This is a genomic window from Pseudoalteromonas sp. T1lg122 (genome assembly GCF_002964825.1).
In the GTDB taxonomy this organism is placed as follows: domain Bacteria; phylum Pseudomonadota; class Gammaproteobacteria; order Enterobacterales; family Alteromonadaceae; genus Pseudoalteromonas; species Pseudoalteromonas gelatinilytica.
The window spans coordinates 734,178-747,431 of sequence record NZ_PQCG01000001.1; the positions used below are offsets into that span (position 1 = coordinate 734,178).

Sequence of the window (13,254 nt, forward strand, 5' to 3'; positions counted from 1 at the left end):
AAACTAATGTATTAATACTGCCAAACCTACTGTGAGGTAGGGACGGAAAGCCACGGGTCTTCTCTGAAAGAAGTAAGGAAATGGGAAGATAGCCGGGTTGTGGAATTTGGAATCCAGAACAATGAAACATCACATCTTTAGCACAGCATTACTTGCTGTCGCTTTCACATCAACAGCTTACGCAGTAGACGATCCGAATTTTGGTGCACAGTCATTGCGAGGCGAAATCGGCACGAAAGGAGTTTTCTTGACCATTCCTTACGATGAAGTTCGTTATGGTAATGGTGATAACAAAGCATATATAAAACCTGAAGAATACAAAATGATGTATTCGGATAGCATTGGCGGCAAAGTAACCTGCCCTGCTATTAAAGGGCCAGGTCTAAAAGGATTGAATTACCATCAATTCAAAAACGGCATTGAATGCTCATGGAAATCTCGCCCCGGTAGTAATGCCGAAATTATAACTTTTACTTTGATGCCAGGTGGAGACACAGGTAAGTCGCCAAAACACTATCGAGGAAAAAATAAAGTTGTAACATGGACAGGCATTATTAACGATGCTAATGGCCAAGGTGCTGTAACGAAAAGCTATAAAACAACCCTAAGTTTGGATATGTTCGATTACCGTAATGGTAACTCTCATAAAGCTTTTGTTTTCAAAAAGAATCATAAAGTGAAGCTTGGGGATTTTACGTCGACTAAAGGTTCAATCCGTGACTTTATTTGTGACTTCAATGGTCAAAAAATAAATGTACTCAAAGATCATGCACCTGTTGGTCAATTTGGTAAAAAAGGCGTCAAGTGCACTTACATGCTTAAACAAAATGGTAAAGAGCCTCATTACTATGGTGAAGTCGTGTTTAAATAATAATTTAGAAAAATCACAATAACTAGCTTTCCTTTTCATTCAAAGCCTAGCCTGCGCTAGGCTTTTTTATTTTACTTTTTTGTCACCACGCCTTCAGGTATATGTAAAGTACGTTGTGGGAAAGGAATTGTCAGGCCTGCATTCTCGATTGACTCTTTAACTCGTTTGTTTAAATCCCAATAGGTTTGCCAATAGTCTTCATTTTTAGCCCATGCTCTTAGCTGAATATTCACCGAGCTCTCAGCCATGGCTGTCACCATCACTTGCGCCGCTGGCTCACTCAGTAAACGGCTTTCGTTCGCGGCAATATCTTTTAGCACCGCAAAGCCATCATCGATTGAATCGGCATATGAAATACCCACAACAATATCCATTCGGCGTTTGCCATTTCGCGTGAAGTTTTTAATATTGTTACCCCACACTATGCCATTAGGTGATGCGATATAAAGACCATCAATCGTTTGAAAAACACTGGTGAATAGGTTTACCTCAGAGACAGTACCTTGCATCGAGCCTATCTCAACAAAATCACCGACTTTAAACGGCCTTAATATAAGTAACATCATGCCTGCTGCAATATTACTTAAGGTGTCTTTAAGGGCTAACCCTATCGCTAAACCAGCAGCACCCATTAGAGCAATAAGGCTTGCTGTATTCACGCCAAAGATATCTAAAATAAACACCCCGCCAATAATATACACGGCATAACCTGCCACAGACGACAAAATAGGCAGCAAGGTATTATCAAGTTTTTTAAGGGTAGCATTGGAGTTTTTGATAGCCTTTTTCACTGACTTAGCAAGTACTGCACTGGCAATTAAAATAGCAATTGCGAGTATCACTTTATAGCCTAGCGCTATAATTGTTTCTGAGTTATTGAGCCAAAACTCATTGATAGTTTGCTTCATAAAGGTCCTTGATTTTTTTAAATTCTAAATTGCATTTATTTATAAATTGAAAGTAAAAGCCATGCGTTATAGGCAATAAAAATCAGCAATAAACCAACGCCTTCAGCGCGATTTACCCTGCCAACACCACGGTGCCCATAGGCAAAAATTAATAAAAATATTGAAAGACAGATCATCGCCAGCCAGTCTCGCGATAATAGATCCGGTGAAAGGTTAACAGCAGGCGCTATCATCCCTGCAATACCTGTGACAGCTAAAATATTAAACATGTTTGAGCCAATCACATTACCAATCGCAATGTCGTGTTCACCTTTTCTGGCTGCGGCAATTGAAGCTGCAAGCTCAGGGAGGGAGGTGCCAAGTGCCACGATTGTGAGACCTATAATGAGGTCGCTAATGCCCATGAGTTCGGCAATATTGACTGCCCACCATACCAATAATCTTGAACTTGCAATGAGGACCACAAGCCCAACAATAAGCCAGGTAATAGCCGCTTTAAGTGACATTGTTTGCACGTTAAGTTCGTGCTCAACATCTTTTGCTAAGCTGTCATTTTTGCTTTTAAGGCCAGAATAAATACTCCAACCAATAAAACTGCAAAAACCAAATAACAAGATACCCGCATCGAAACGTGATAAGTCGCCATCAACAATCAGTAATGCAAATAGCGCACTTACTGCAAGCAGTAGCGGGATCTCTTTTTTGACAATCAAAGAGTGAACAGTAATCGGGGCTATTAACGCGGTTATCCCTAATATAAGCCCAATGTTGACAATGTTTGACCCCACAGCATTGCCTAAAGCAAGCTCAGGACTGCCATCAGCAGCAGCCATAGCCGATACCAACATCTCAGGAGCCGACGTACCAAAGCCAACCACTATCATTCCAATGAGCAAACTTGGCATACCTGCATATTTTGCGCTTACAGCGGCGCCATCAACAAAACGATCTGCACTCCAAATCAGCAATGCAAAGCCAACGATAATGGCAAGAATAAACAAGATCATCGTGCTCTCCCGCAAAAGGGTGGCAAAGCGAAATGTGGTAAATAAAGCGATTTAAGAGAACTGAAATAACCATAAAAATGGTTTTGAAATGTAACAAGCACGAGACGATTCCTTAGGGCGAAGAACAATAAGGCATACATCGTGGTCGCCCATTGAACCCGATACATGCCTTAAGTCTTGTCAATCCGGCTTGCGGACATGAACGCCACGAACATTGGTTCGGAGACTGTTGACGTTCATCTTAATCTAAGAGACTACTCCCCTAAGGTTAGGTACAGACTATATAGCTAAAAGTCATACAATTAAAGCTCTATTTGTTCCTTTTTTATTTATTCTTTAGAAACTCAAATGTTCTACAACAATCCCTGTAACTTGACAATTTTCACAGCTCAACTGCCAGCCAGCAGCCCAAGTTGTTGCGCTTAGCTTTGCTGCGCAAAGCGGGCAGACTTCGCCAGCAAACGTACTGGGGGTAATATCTTTAGCTTGCTTAGAAAACGGCCTTAACAACCAGAGAATATTATCATCAATACTCAGTGTCAGATCATGACGGAGCGTCTCGCAATAAGCATCAAACACAGCTTGTTTGTACTGCTTTTCGTGCTCAGCAGATTGACTGGCATAAACACTCAACGCTTTTTCGATGTCTTTTATACCAATTCGCTTAATTAAGTGGTCTATTTTGAGGCAATAAAACCTCGTTGATAGCAAGGCAAAAATCTCGTTATTTAGTTGTTCTAAATCAGAAATTTTTAACGCAGATAGCGACAGGTTTAATCCCTCAAAATGATTAAGTATTATTGCGGATTGGTATTATCCGTTCGGGCCATGCTTGTGCGTCTATATTCGCTTTGCAATCTAACAACTCTTCAAGAGTGTAACTTGCATAATTTGGTTCAAACATCATTGCCATCCTTGCTTTGGGTTATTAAATCTTTGGGTATAGCGTACCATTTTGCTTTATTTGCAAAAGCCATTGTTCAAAAAAATTGTTCGCGATACTTAGCTCTTCATCTGAAAGTGTCGGGTATTGTCTTTGCTCAAACCACGCGTAACGATTATACACATCGTTATTTTGCGTGATTTCCATAATGAGTCGATTCATAGCGTAGGCTTTTGCTGCACTATGCTCACCAACTTGTTCGCTGTAATACATGCTCGCTAAACTCATCAGCGCTTGTTCACTGCCCTGCTTTGCTGCTTGCTCTAAAAATACGGTTTTACGCTCTTTAAAACTATCGCGATTTTTGATGAACTCGGCACGTGACAACTTCTCAGGAAATTGCGACTTCATGTAAAATTCGGGAGTTAGCCCAGCAAACGTTTGCTGTGCAAAGGCAGAGCCCTTTTCTGCTGCCATTACCAGATAACGGTAAAAAGACCGCCGCGTTGCTAAATCAACCCCTTGGCAATACTCGTATTTTTCTAAAACACGGTTTTGCGTATCGCCAGCATCGCTAAACTCATAGCTTTCGGTTAATGTTGCTTCAAGCGCCTCAGCATCTAAAGGAGCATTAAAACAGTACTTAAGATTTTGTGCGATAAGATAGTTAGCCTCAGCATCACCTTGCTCAGCGCGTTGCTTTAGCTCAGTTAAGTGGTCAATTAACACACCATCAAAACGCCATTTCGGTGCATTTTTGATAATAAGTTCATGGCTATCATTAACTTCACTCCCTTGCTCAGCTGATTCCTCAGCTAACAAGCTCGCAGCAGGCTTTGTGGCTGGTATGCTTACTTGTGCCTCAATGTGTTGCGTAGCTTTTGTATCATTTGATGACTCTGAATTGGTTACAAAGATTGCAGCTTCTCGTGAAAAATATATATAAATAACGAACAACAATACCACAATTAAAAATGGCTTTATTCCTTGCCTAACAAAAGCATGCCCAGACATAACAACCTACTTATCATTTTTGTTGCTAAGTAAGTTACAAGAAAACAGTGATGAAAGCGAAACTTAACTGCGGTTTCGCTTCGTTTGCATTAAGCAAGCAATAACAATAAAACTAATCCCTAACAACTGTTGCCCATTTACTGAGCTATCTAGAATGGTTAACTGAAGAAGGTATGAGAATACCACTGATGTATAAATCAGCGGCGCCAGCTCTGAGCCGGTGGCAACTAGTTTATATGCTGAGCTTCTAAAGTATTGCGTAGCACTACTAAATACCGCTAATAGCACTAATAAACCTAACATTAACCACGCATTATCAACCACCCAGCTACCTGCTGCGAACTCAGCATTTAGCCCACCAACGAACAGCGGCAGAATGAAAAATAGCGTACTGAATAGTGCTGCAATTAAAAAGCAAAAACCATTGGCAACCAGAACCGGGGTTTTCTCTTTACTAATTTGAAATAAACACAGTTGCGAACAAGCATTAAAAAAGCCAGCCGCCAGACCAATTAATAGCTCCCAACGTAACGTAATCCCTTGGTCGGTCAAACTTTGAATGATCAGCCCTATCATCATTAACAACAAAGTCGGCACGACAAATAAGTCGATTTCTCGCTTATACACCACACTTTCAAGCAATGGGATAAACAAAGGCCCGGTGCTAAACAACACAACTGCCTCAATTAACGTAAGTTTGTAAAGCGCTAAAATAAAAAATCCTTGGCACAAGGTGATAAAAACAGCCCGTAGCATCACATTTTTTAATGCAGAAAAACTAACATAATGCCAAAACCGTGCTCGTGCTGTTGCTAACATTAAACAACCAGGTAAGAGCAACCTTAAAAATAACAGTAAAATTATTGGCAGCATGGGGGTTAACAACTGGGTAACCAGTCCATTCAGTGCTAGAGTGAGGGTAGATAGCAGCATTAAGGCACTAGAGCGGTGACTAATATTCATTTACATTGTTTATAAAGCGAGTAGATGACGCTCACGATACGCTCTGCTGAAATTATAAAAAGCGAATAAAACCGCATTAATATGTAAGAAAAACTAACATATGAAACACAATATCCCGCTCAAATCCTTATACAGTTTCATTGCCGTTGCAGAGACTGGCAGCATGGTTAAAGCCGCAGGTTCAATTCACGTTAGTCACTCGGCTATCAGCCAAGCTATCAAGTCTCTTGAGCAACAGCTTGAGGTAAAACTGTTCGATAGGGTTGGCAGACAAGTGTATTTAAATGATGCTGGAAAACTATATTATCAGCGCGTTTCGCCCGCCGTTCAGGCCATTATTTCGGCAAGCGAAGAAGTTAAAAATAAAGACAAAGATCATCATTCTATTTCACTCAACATGGTGAACTCTTTGGCATTACATTGGTGGATACCAAGGGTTGATAAGCTACAAAATAGTTATGCTGAATTAGATATTCGCTTATCAAACTTTGTTGGTGATGTTGACCTCGAAAGACGCAACATCGACATGGCTATTTTTCAGGGCGATCCGCAAAACTGGCAAAAGTACCACTGTGAGAAATTAGCAGATGATGAACTTGTTTTAGTTTGCAGCCCGTCATTATTAAAGTCAGAAACTACAAACAACATCAATGAACTATTAAACCGCTTTCCAGCCATTCAGGTACTCAATGCCCGCAGAAACAATAACTGGCAGATTTGGGCAGAGCATAACCATATTGCCTGCCCTAAAGCACAAAAAAACCGTTCTTTTGAAACCACAGCTCAAGCATTGCAAGCTGTAACAAGAGAACTAGGCCTACTGGTTACCCATAAGCAATTTGTTTTAGAAAAGCTCGAATATGGCGAATTAGTGCAGCTAGGCAGTGCAGTAATCCACCCGCAGCAGTCATTTTTCTATGCCTGCAAAGCTGACAAATTAAAGCATACCAGCATTCAACAATTGATCGCATGGCTAAAAAATGAATTTGTAGCGAGTTAGTAAAGTCTACTAATATTGCTTTTAAAGTTTGGTTTTCTTAGAGTTTTGATTGTATTTACCTAACTCCTTTAAGTTAGGTTTTAAAATAAGCAGAGCATTTCTGTCAGTTTTTTACTAATTTTGGTCTTTAATAGGAATATTTTGTATGGAAGCATTACCGTATCTACAAAAGGTGACTCTCAAACGAGAGCACGTTTTCTCTTTCGATACATATCCATTCTCTATTCCTGCGGTTAATCAGCTCTTTGAAATAGACTTTTCAAAACATGTCACAATATTTGTGGGTGAAAATGGTTCTGGGAAATCGACTCTTTTAGAAGCAATTGCTATCGGCTTAGGTTTTAACGCCGAAGGTGGCTCTAAAAACTTTAACTTTCAAACTCAACACTCGCATTCAGAGCTTCATAAGTACTTGCTACTCTCAAAATCGTTTAAGAGATACAAAGATGGTTTTTTCTTACGAGCTGAAAGTTTCTATAACGTTGCATCAAATATTGATGACTTAGATTTGGGATTTTCTGGGGAGCCTAAACTGATAGATGCCTATGGAGGTACATCCCTTCATCACCAATCACATGGCGAATCTTTTTTAGCGCTTATGGTAAACCGCTTCATTGGCAATGGGCTTTACATTTTAGATGAGCCTGAGGCCGCACTTTCTCCTTCAAGGCAGTTGGCTGTTTTAAGTCGCATGTTTCAACTAATTGAACAGAACTCTCAGTTCATTATTGCCACACACTCACCGATTTTAATGGCATACCCGGGTGCGAGGATCTTCCAAGTGGGAGCACAAGGTATTGAACAAATAAATTATGAGGATACTGAGCATTACCAAATTACAAAGGCGTTTCTAAACAACCCACAGCCAATGCTCGAAGAGCTTTTCAAGCCTGAAGGTGACTGATACCAATCAGCAATAATACTTAATCATTTTGAGGGATTAAACCTGTCGCTACCTGCGTTAAAAATTTCTTAGTTAGAACAACTAAATAACGAAATTTTTGCCTTGCTATCAACGAGGTTTTATTGCCTCAAAATAGACTACTTAATTAAGCGAATTGGTATGATTTTATTATTTCTGATGCTATGCATGAATAAAGGTAAGCAAGAAAGCATGCTTACCTTTGTAGGGCGTGTTTAGATTTAACTAAATTTGTTTTGGTAATTTAGTCGAAATAACGGCGGTAATAACAATAAATAACAGTGATATAGCCAAACAGGCTGCTAAGCCATAAAGCTGAAACACTAAGCCTGACAACACAGTACCAATTAAGCGTCCCATGGCATTAGCCATATAGTAAAACCCGACATCGAGTGATACGCCATCGGCATCCGCCATGCTAACAATTAAGTAGCTGTGCAAAGATGAGTTAATCGCGAAGACCACGCCGAACAACATCAGTCCGCCTATCAGCATTGGTTTTACTGCCCAGTCAAAACCAATGGCAAGAGCAATGGCTAAGGTGACTACCGCAAGCAAGGATGCCCACTTAACTGTTTCTGCGCTTGGTGATGTTTGCTTATTAAGCTTAATGATTTTAGGTGCAAAAGATTGCACTATTCCATAACCAATGATCCACGCAGCTATAAAAGCCCCCACGGTCCAATGATCCCAGCCAAAGGCTTGTGATAAAAACACCGGAAGTGCAACTACAAACCAAACATCACGCGCACCAAACAAGAACAATCTTGCTGCTGACAAAATGTTGATTGAACTGCTTTTTGAAAATATCTCGTTAAACTTAGGTTTGTTTTTGGCTTTGCCTAAATCATTTTTAAGTGCATAAAGACTAAAACACCACACCACCAGCAAAGTAGCAGCCATGGTTAGCATTGCGCCTTTAAACGACATTAATGTGAGAAGTAAACCACCTAAAAAGAAGCCCACACCTTTTAATGCGTTTTTAGAGCCTGTTAGTATCGCCACCCATTTAAATAAAGTGCCTTCTTGGCCACTGGCAACCAGCATTTTAATTGAGCTTTTAGCACTCATTTTATTGAGATCTTTGGCAATACCCGACAGCGCCTGCGCTAACATCACATAGGCAACACTCAGCCATTCAGGGGGGACTGCCAACATGAACAAGGCCACAACCTGTATGGCAAGACCAATGTTCATGGTCTTGTTTAAACCAAGCCTTGCGCCTAAATAGCCGCCCACTAAGTTAGTGACAACACCAAAAATCTCATAAAACAAAAACAGCATGGCAATACTCAAAGGCGAGTAGCCAAGCGCATGAAAATGCAGTACCACCAACATTCTCAATGCGCCATCTGTAAGCGTAAATGCCCAGTAATTCCCGGTAACGATTAAGTACTGCTTTATATCAGCGGGAAGATTAGCCAAACGCGTCATTGCTTTTAACCTTGTAGTGATCGCGCAACTTTACGGGCAAGTTCGGCGGTGCGGTTTGCATAACCCCATTCGTTATCGTACCAAACATACAGCTTAACTTGTGTCTCGTTGACAACCATGGTTGATAGCGCATCAACAATGCTTGAGCGTGGATCAGTTTTGTAATCGATAGAAACAAGTGGCTTTTCTTCATAGCCCAAAATACCTTTTAGCTGGCCCTCTGCGGCTTCTTGCATCCACTGGTTAATTTGCTCAGCAGTAGTGGGCTTTTCAACTTCAAACACACAGTCTGTGATTGATGCATTGGCTAACGGCACACGAACCGCGTGGCCATTTAATTTACCTTTAAGTTCAGGGAAAATATGTGTAATCGCTGTTGCAGAGCCGGTTGTAGTTGGAATTAAGCTCATGCCACATGCGCGAGCACGTCGTAAGTCTTTATGCGGCGCATCTAAGATAGTTTGCGTATTAGTAATATCGTGAATAGTGGTCATTGAACCATGTTTGATACCAATTTTTTCTTGCAATACTTTAACCACAGGCGCTAAACAGTTGGTAGTGCACGATGCGGCAGTCACAATATCGTGTTGGTTTACGTCGTATAAATCGTCGTTTACACCCATCACTATATTCAGCACACCGTCTTCTTTTACAGGGGCAGTGACAACGACTTTCTTCACACCTTGGTCAAGATATGCCTGAAGTAGTGACTTTTCTTTCATCACACCAGAGGCTTCAATAACGATATCGCAACCAGACCAATCAGTGTCTGCAATCGCTTTATTTTGTGTAACGTTAATCATCTGACCATCGATGATCACAGCGTTGTCGTTACTTTCAACCTCATGAGGCCAAATACCGTGCACCGAATCATACTTTAGTAAGTGAGCCAATGTAGCTGCGTCACCCGCTGGGTCATTAATTTGCACAAACTCAACGTCGTCCCATGTAAACGCTGCTCTTAGCGATAAACGACCCATACGGCCAAAACCATTAATGCCTACTTTAATTGCCATTGTTAAGCTCCTACTTTTTAAAATTGTCTAACTTGTTTTACTGGGTTTGCCGACAGTTAACAGCAAACCGTTTTGTTTAATTGCAACAGCGCGTCACACGAGTTGGGCGATCATCGCCCATCGCATTTAGCCTTGCTAACTCGTTTTCTATAAAATTAGGTTCGTTTACCACGGTCGAGGTAATTGTTTGTTTCATCCACATTGGTAAGGTCGGGTTTAAAGAGTAAAACACCCACTGCTGGTGCTTTCTATCCGACAAAATGCCCTGTTTTTTAAGTTGCGCTAAATGCCTTGAAACCTTTGGCTGGCTCTGCTCATTAAGTGCCGTCATTAGTTCGCATACGCAAACCTCTTGCTCAACGGCGATTAGTAATAAGCTTTTTAAACGAATATCATCTGCAAGCGCTTTATAAAATGTGGTTGGCGAAATCGATGCTGGTTTTTCTTTGTTATGGGATTGCACAAACTGTTTGATTCGCTCATTGAGCTCTTGCAAGGTTTTTTCAAAGGCGTGGGGTTCAGGACGCGTTTTAGGATCGATAAAATCCCATGCAAGGCAATGGCTGCCATCGACGCGATTGGCGCATTCTTTGGCAGCGTCATCACATAAAGTTATGACGTAATCCAAATGGAGGTTAGTTACATCGTTTAAGTGCTTTGAGTGTAAGTCATCGGTTTTTAAACCAAAATGCTCAATCGCCGCAAGCGTACGAGGGTCTACCGCATTAGGTTCAGTACCCGCACTAAACACCTCAAACTCACCTTTACCGTGATGTTTAAGCAACGCCTCAGCCATAATTGAACGGGCTGAATTTTCTGTACATAAAAAGAGAACTTTCACGACTCACTCCATAACAATTTGGTTATATAATATTTTTGTTATATGAAGTGCGCAAGTCATTTCTCTTCCATAATGACTTAGCTTGAATTGAACTAAAGAAAGGATCTGGCGCATATGTGCGCCAGTTTAGATTTTGGCGTGTTTAGAGTGCTGATTTTGCTTGTAAAATTAAATAGCCACTCATTACTTTTTCAAGCTGGGCGTAGTCTTCTTGCTGAGTAACAGCCCCTGCTACCACCACCTGCGTTGTTGGTTCATACATCACCAAAGTGCCCCAAAAGCCACCATGTTGATAAACCAAGGTGCCGTTATAGTCTTTGGCAAATACACCTAAACGATAAGGGCTATCTGCAGGTAAGCCTGTATCCGAGAGCATGAGTGTAAGTGTTTCTGGGTGTTTAAGGACCTTACCTGAAAATAAAGCCTGATAAAATTTAGCCATACCGATTGGGCTGGCAACAAGCCCACCGCCACCATATAAATCGACTGTTGGGCTCCAATTAAACGTGTCGGTGCCATGCAAGTATTGATGTACGCGTCGAGACTCATCCACAGCAACCGTATCACCCCGTTCCCAGATCACATTTTCAATCTGGTTTTTATCGAAACTTAAATATTGGCGAACCGCTTCAGGTAGCGGTAAATCTGTCACTCTTTCAATAATGTGGCCGAGTAACACATACCCGGTATCTGAATATGAAAAACGCTCACCAGGTTTACCAACTGGGTCGCCCCACTCTACACACCCTTTAATTTGCTCGCGCATCGTAATTTCTTGCTGCGGATTTGCCATTATGCCAGCTAAATACTGATCGCTTTGGGCGTGATCGTATAACCCTGCCGTGTGACTCAGCACTTGCTTAAGCGTCATTTTATCAAGGGCATAACCATCGCTTTCAAGAAGCGCATAAAAGTCATCAGAAATTAACTTATCGAGCGTTGTATCAAGGCTTAGTTTTCCTTCCTCGTGCAAACGTAGCGCCGTTGCCGCAGTGAAAGTTTTGGTCACACTGGCAATTCTAAATAAACTATTTGGGTTAATAACTTGCGGCGCATTTTCTTTACTTTGCTTTGCCGTTGAAAAAGCATGTCCATCATCAACAATCACATGAAGTGCAAAACCTTTAAGGGGAGCTTGTTGGTTTGCATTGAGAACTTGGCCCATTAAAGCATGGTGAGTTTCGAGTGGCTTTGTAGGCTCAGCAGTCACTGGCAAAGCCATTAGCGATAGAGCAACAAATAAAGAGCTTAGTGTTTTTTTACTCGCTTGAAAGCACCAGCGTTCCATAACATTTTCCTTAAAAAATAGTCCTTAATTAGCGCCTACAGCTTTCGAAAAAAGGCAGTTGAGCAGCCTAAATACTGCTTAACTGACATTAACAAACAGCTTTCGTGTTGTCTAATTAATACGTTAACACTATTTAGTAAGCATATTCACAGCCATAATTACCAAAAGCCCAGCAAAGATTTTCTTGATGGTAGACACAGGCAAATGATGCGTTGCTTTTGCACCTAATGGCGCGGTAAACCACGAAGTACACACAATGCCAAACAAGGCTGGTAAATAAACAAAACCGGCAAAGCCCTCTTTTAATGTAAAGTACTGACTACCCGAACTGATGTAACCCACTGAGCCAAATAGCGCAATGACAATACCGCAGGCCGAGGCACAGCCAATAGCTTTTTTCATATCGACCGAGAAAAACGTCAGTAACGGCACAAGAACCGCACCACCGCCAATACCTATCATGGCAGAAAGCCCCCCTGTGATGCTTGTATAAAGTGTCAAAAGGCCTTTATTAGGTAGCGAGCGTAATGTTTGGCTATCGTTTTTACTGCTGAAAATCATTTTTAATGCAATAAGCACTACACTCACAGCAAACACTATTCGCACCACATTTGCCGGTAATAGCGAAGCCAAAAAACCACTGATAAGTGCACCTAGTGCAACCCCAGTCATTACCCACGGAGCCAATTGCCAAGGCACATTACCATTTTTATGGTGAGCGATAGCTGATGACGTAGATGTAAATAGAATTGAGGCAAGCGATGTAGCAATCGCCACCAGCACAACTTGCTCAGCAGGTAACACCTGAAAATGCAGCAAGATCATGCTTAAAATAGGCACAATTACTAGGCCTCCACCAATTCCTAATAGCCCAGCTAAAAAGCCCACTCCGCTACCAAGTATGGCGCAAGCAATAATAAGCACGATTAATTCATTCATTGTATTTGTCTGTGTTGTTGGTTTAGGGAGACGAGTATAACAACAATAAAGTACGGGGTTGCTCTCAAAAGTCCTGTTAAGTATTGAATATTACTCACGTTTTATATGAAATTACTGCAACTCTAACAAACCAATTTAGAAATCCAGACGTCCAGAGTGACGTTAGAG

Annotated in this window: 13 protein-coding genes and 1 riboswitch; of the genes, 3 read left to right on the forward strand and 10 right to left on the reverse strand. The window is 41.3% G+C overall.

Annotated features, from left to right (window positions below; translation table 11 throughout):
• Positions 1-9 precede the first annotated feature (9 nt).
• A riboswitch (cyclic di-GMP riboswitch) is annotated at positions 10-105 on the forward strand.
• A 16-nt stretch (positions 106-121) separates the two neighbouring features.
• On the forward strand, positions 122-871 hold the full coding sequence (locus tag C2M33_RS03350) for a hypothetical protein (RefSeq protein ID WP_063704154.1): 750 nt from the start codon (positions 122-124) through the stop codon (positions 869-871).
• Between the two features lie 71 nt (positions 872-942).
• Here C2M33_RS03350 and C2M33_RS03355 read toward each other — a convergent pair whose 3' ends face one another.
• From C2M33_RS03355 to C2M33_RS03375, 5 genes are all read right to left on the reverse strand, one after another.
• On the reverse strand, positions 943-1,779 hold the full coding sequence (locus C2M33_RS03355) for a mechanosensitive ion channel family protein (protein WP_105173703.1): 837 nt from the start codon (positions 1,777-1,779) through the stop codon (positions 943-945).
• A gap of 35 nt (positions 1,780-1,814) precedes the next feature.
• Positions 1,815-2,786: a calcium/sodium antiporter gene (locus tag C2M33_RS03360; protein ID WP_105173704.1), complete on the reverse strand. Its 972-nt coding sequence runs from the start codon at positions 2,784-2,786 to the stop codon at positions 1,815-1,817.
• 336 nt (positions 2,787-3,122) lie between these two features.
• Positions 3,123-3,497 (reverse strand): hypothetical protein, encoded by a 375-nt coding sequence (locus tag C2M33_RS03365; protein ID WP_158685554.1) that lies wholly within the window; start codon positions 3,495-3,497, stop codon positions 3,123-3,125.
• Between the two features lie 217 nt (positions 3,498-3,714).
• A complete protein-coding gene (locus C2M33_RS03370) occupies positions 3,715-4,683 on the reverse strand; it encodes a hypothetical protein (protein ID WP_105173706.1) in 969 nt (322 codons plus the stop codon).
• A gap of 63 nt (positions 4,684-4,746) precedes the next feature.
• The gene (locus tag C2M33_RS03375; RefSeq protein ID WP_105173707.1) at positions 4,747-5,646 is read right to left on the reverse strand and encodes an EamA family transporter; all 900 of its coding nucleotides are present in this window, start codon (positions 5,644-5,646) and stop codon (positions 4,747-4,749) included.
• Between the two features lie 100 nt (positions 5,647-5,746).
• Here C2M33_RS03375 and C2M33_RS03380 point away from each other — a divergent pair, with 100 nt between their 5' ends.
• Together C2M33_RS03380 and C2M33_RS03385 are read left to right on the forward strand one after the other, a co-directional pair.
• The gene (locus C2M33_RS03380; protein WP_105173708.1) at positions 5,747-6,646 is read left to right on the forward strand and encodes a LysR substrate-binding domain-containing protein; all 900 of its coding nucleotides are present in this window, start codon (positions 5,747-5,749) and stop codon (positions 6,644-6,646) included.
• Between the two features lie 145 nt (positions 6,647-6,791).
• Entirely contained in the window at positions 6,792-7,550 is a 759-nt protein-coding gene (locus C2M33_RS03385) for an AAA family ATPase (protein ID WP_063704139.1), read from the forward strand.
• Positions 7,551-7,793: 243 nt separating this feature from the next.
• Here the strand turns inward: C2M33_RS03385 and arsJ are convergent, their stop codons facing one another.
• From arsJ to C2M33_RS03410, 5 genes are all read right to left on the reverse strand, one after another.
• On the reverse strand, positions 7,794-9,002 hold the full coding sequence (gene arsJ, locus C2M33_RS03390) for an organoarsenical effux MFS transporter ArsJ (RefSeq protein ID WP_105173709.1): 1,209 nt from the start codon (positions 9,000-9,002) through the stop codon (positions 7,794-7,796).
• A gap of 5 nt (positions 9,003-9,007) precedes the next feature.
• Positions 9,008-10,018, reverse strand: coding sequence for an ArsJ-associated glyceraldehyde-3-phosphate dehydrogenase (locus C2M33_RS03395; protein WP_063704134.1), 1,011 nt, complete (start codon positions 10,016-10,018; stop codon positions 9,008-9,010).
• Between the two features lie 76 nt (positions 10,019-10,094).
• Positions 10,095-10,859 carry a metalloregulator ArsR/SmtB family transcription factor gene (locus tag C2M33_RS03400; protein ID WP_063704131.1) on the reverse strand — a complete coding sequence of 255 codons (765 nt, stop codon included), beginning with the start codon at positions 10,857-10,859 and terminating at the stop codon, positions 10,095-10,097.
• Between the two features lie 142 nt (positions 10,860-11,001).
• On the reverse strand, positions 11,002-12,147 hold the full coding sequence (locus tag C2M33_RS03405; protein WP_105173710.1) for a serine hydrolase domain-containing protein: 1,146 nt from the start codon (positions 12,145-12,147) through the stop codon (positions 11,002-11,004).
• Positions 12,148-12,276: 129 nt separating this feature from the next.
• Complete coding sequence (locus C2M33_RS03410; RefSeq protein ID WP_105173711.1) at positions 12,277-13,086, reverse strand: sulfite exporter TauE/SafE family protein; 810 nt, start codon at positions 13,084-13,086, stop codon at positions 12,277-12,279.
• Positions 13,087-13,254: the final 168 nt, after the last annotated feature.

Excerpts from the sequence above, each read along its gene's own strand:
- C2M33_RS03350 (WP_063704154.1), top strand. The coding sequence starts at position 122 with ATGAAACATCACATCTTTAGCACAGCATTACTTGCTGTCGCTTTCACA.
- C2M33_RS03355 (WP_105173703.1), bottom strand. The coding sequence starts at position 1,779 with ATGAAGCAAACTATCAATGAGTTTTGGCTCAATAACTCAGAAACAATT.
- C2M33_RS03360 (WP_105173704.1), bottom strand. The coding sequence starts at position 2,786 with ATGATCTTGTTTATTCTTGCCATTATCGTTGGCTTTGCATTGCTGATT.
- C2M33_RS03370 (WP_105173706.1), bottom strand. The coding sequence starts at position 4,683 with ATGTCTGGGCATGCTTTTGTTAGGCAAGGAATAAAGCCATTTTTAATT.
- C2M33_RS03375 (WP_105173707.1), bottom strand. The coding sequence starts at position 5,646 with ATGAATATTAGTCACCGCTCTAGTGCCTTAATGCTGCTATCTACCCTC.
- C2M33_RS03380 (WP_105173708.1), top strand. The coding sequence starts at position 5,747 with ATGAAACACAATATCCCGCTCAAATCCTTATACAGTTTCATTGCCGTT.
- C2M33_RS03385 (WP_063704139.1), top strand. The coding sequence starts at position 6,792 with ATGGAAGCATTACCGTATCTACAAAAGGTGACTCTCAAACGAGAGCAC.
- arsJ (WP_105173709.1), bottom strand. The coding sequence starts at position 9,002 with ATGACGCGTTTGGCTAATCTTCCCGCTGATATAAAGCAGTACTTAATC.
- C2M33_RS03395 (WP_063704134.1), bottom strand. The coding sequence starts at position 10,018 with ATGGCAATTAAAGTAGGCATTAATGGTTTTGGCCGTATGGGTCGTTTA.
- C2M33_RS03405 (WP_105173710.1), bottom strand. The coding sequence starts at position 12,147 with ATGGAACGCTGGTGCTTTCAAGCGAGTAAAAAAACACTAAGCTCTTTA.
- C2M33_RS03410 (WP_105173711.1), bottom strand. The coding sequence starts at position 13,086 with ATGAATGAATTAATCGTGCTTATTATTGCTTGCGCCATACTTGGTAGC.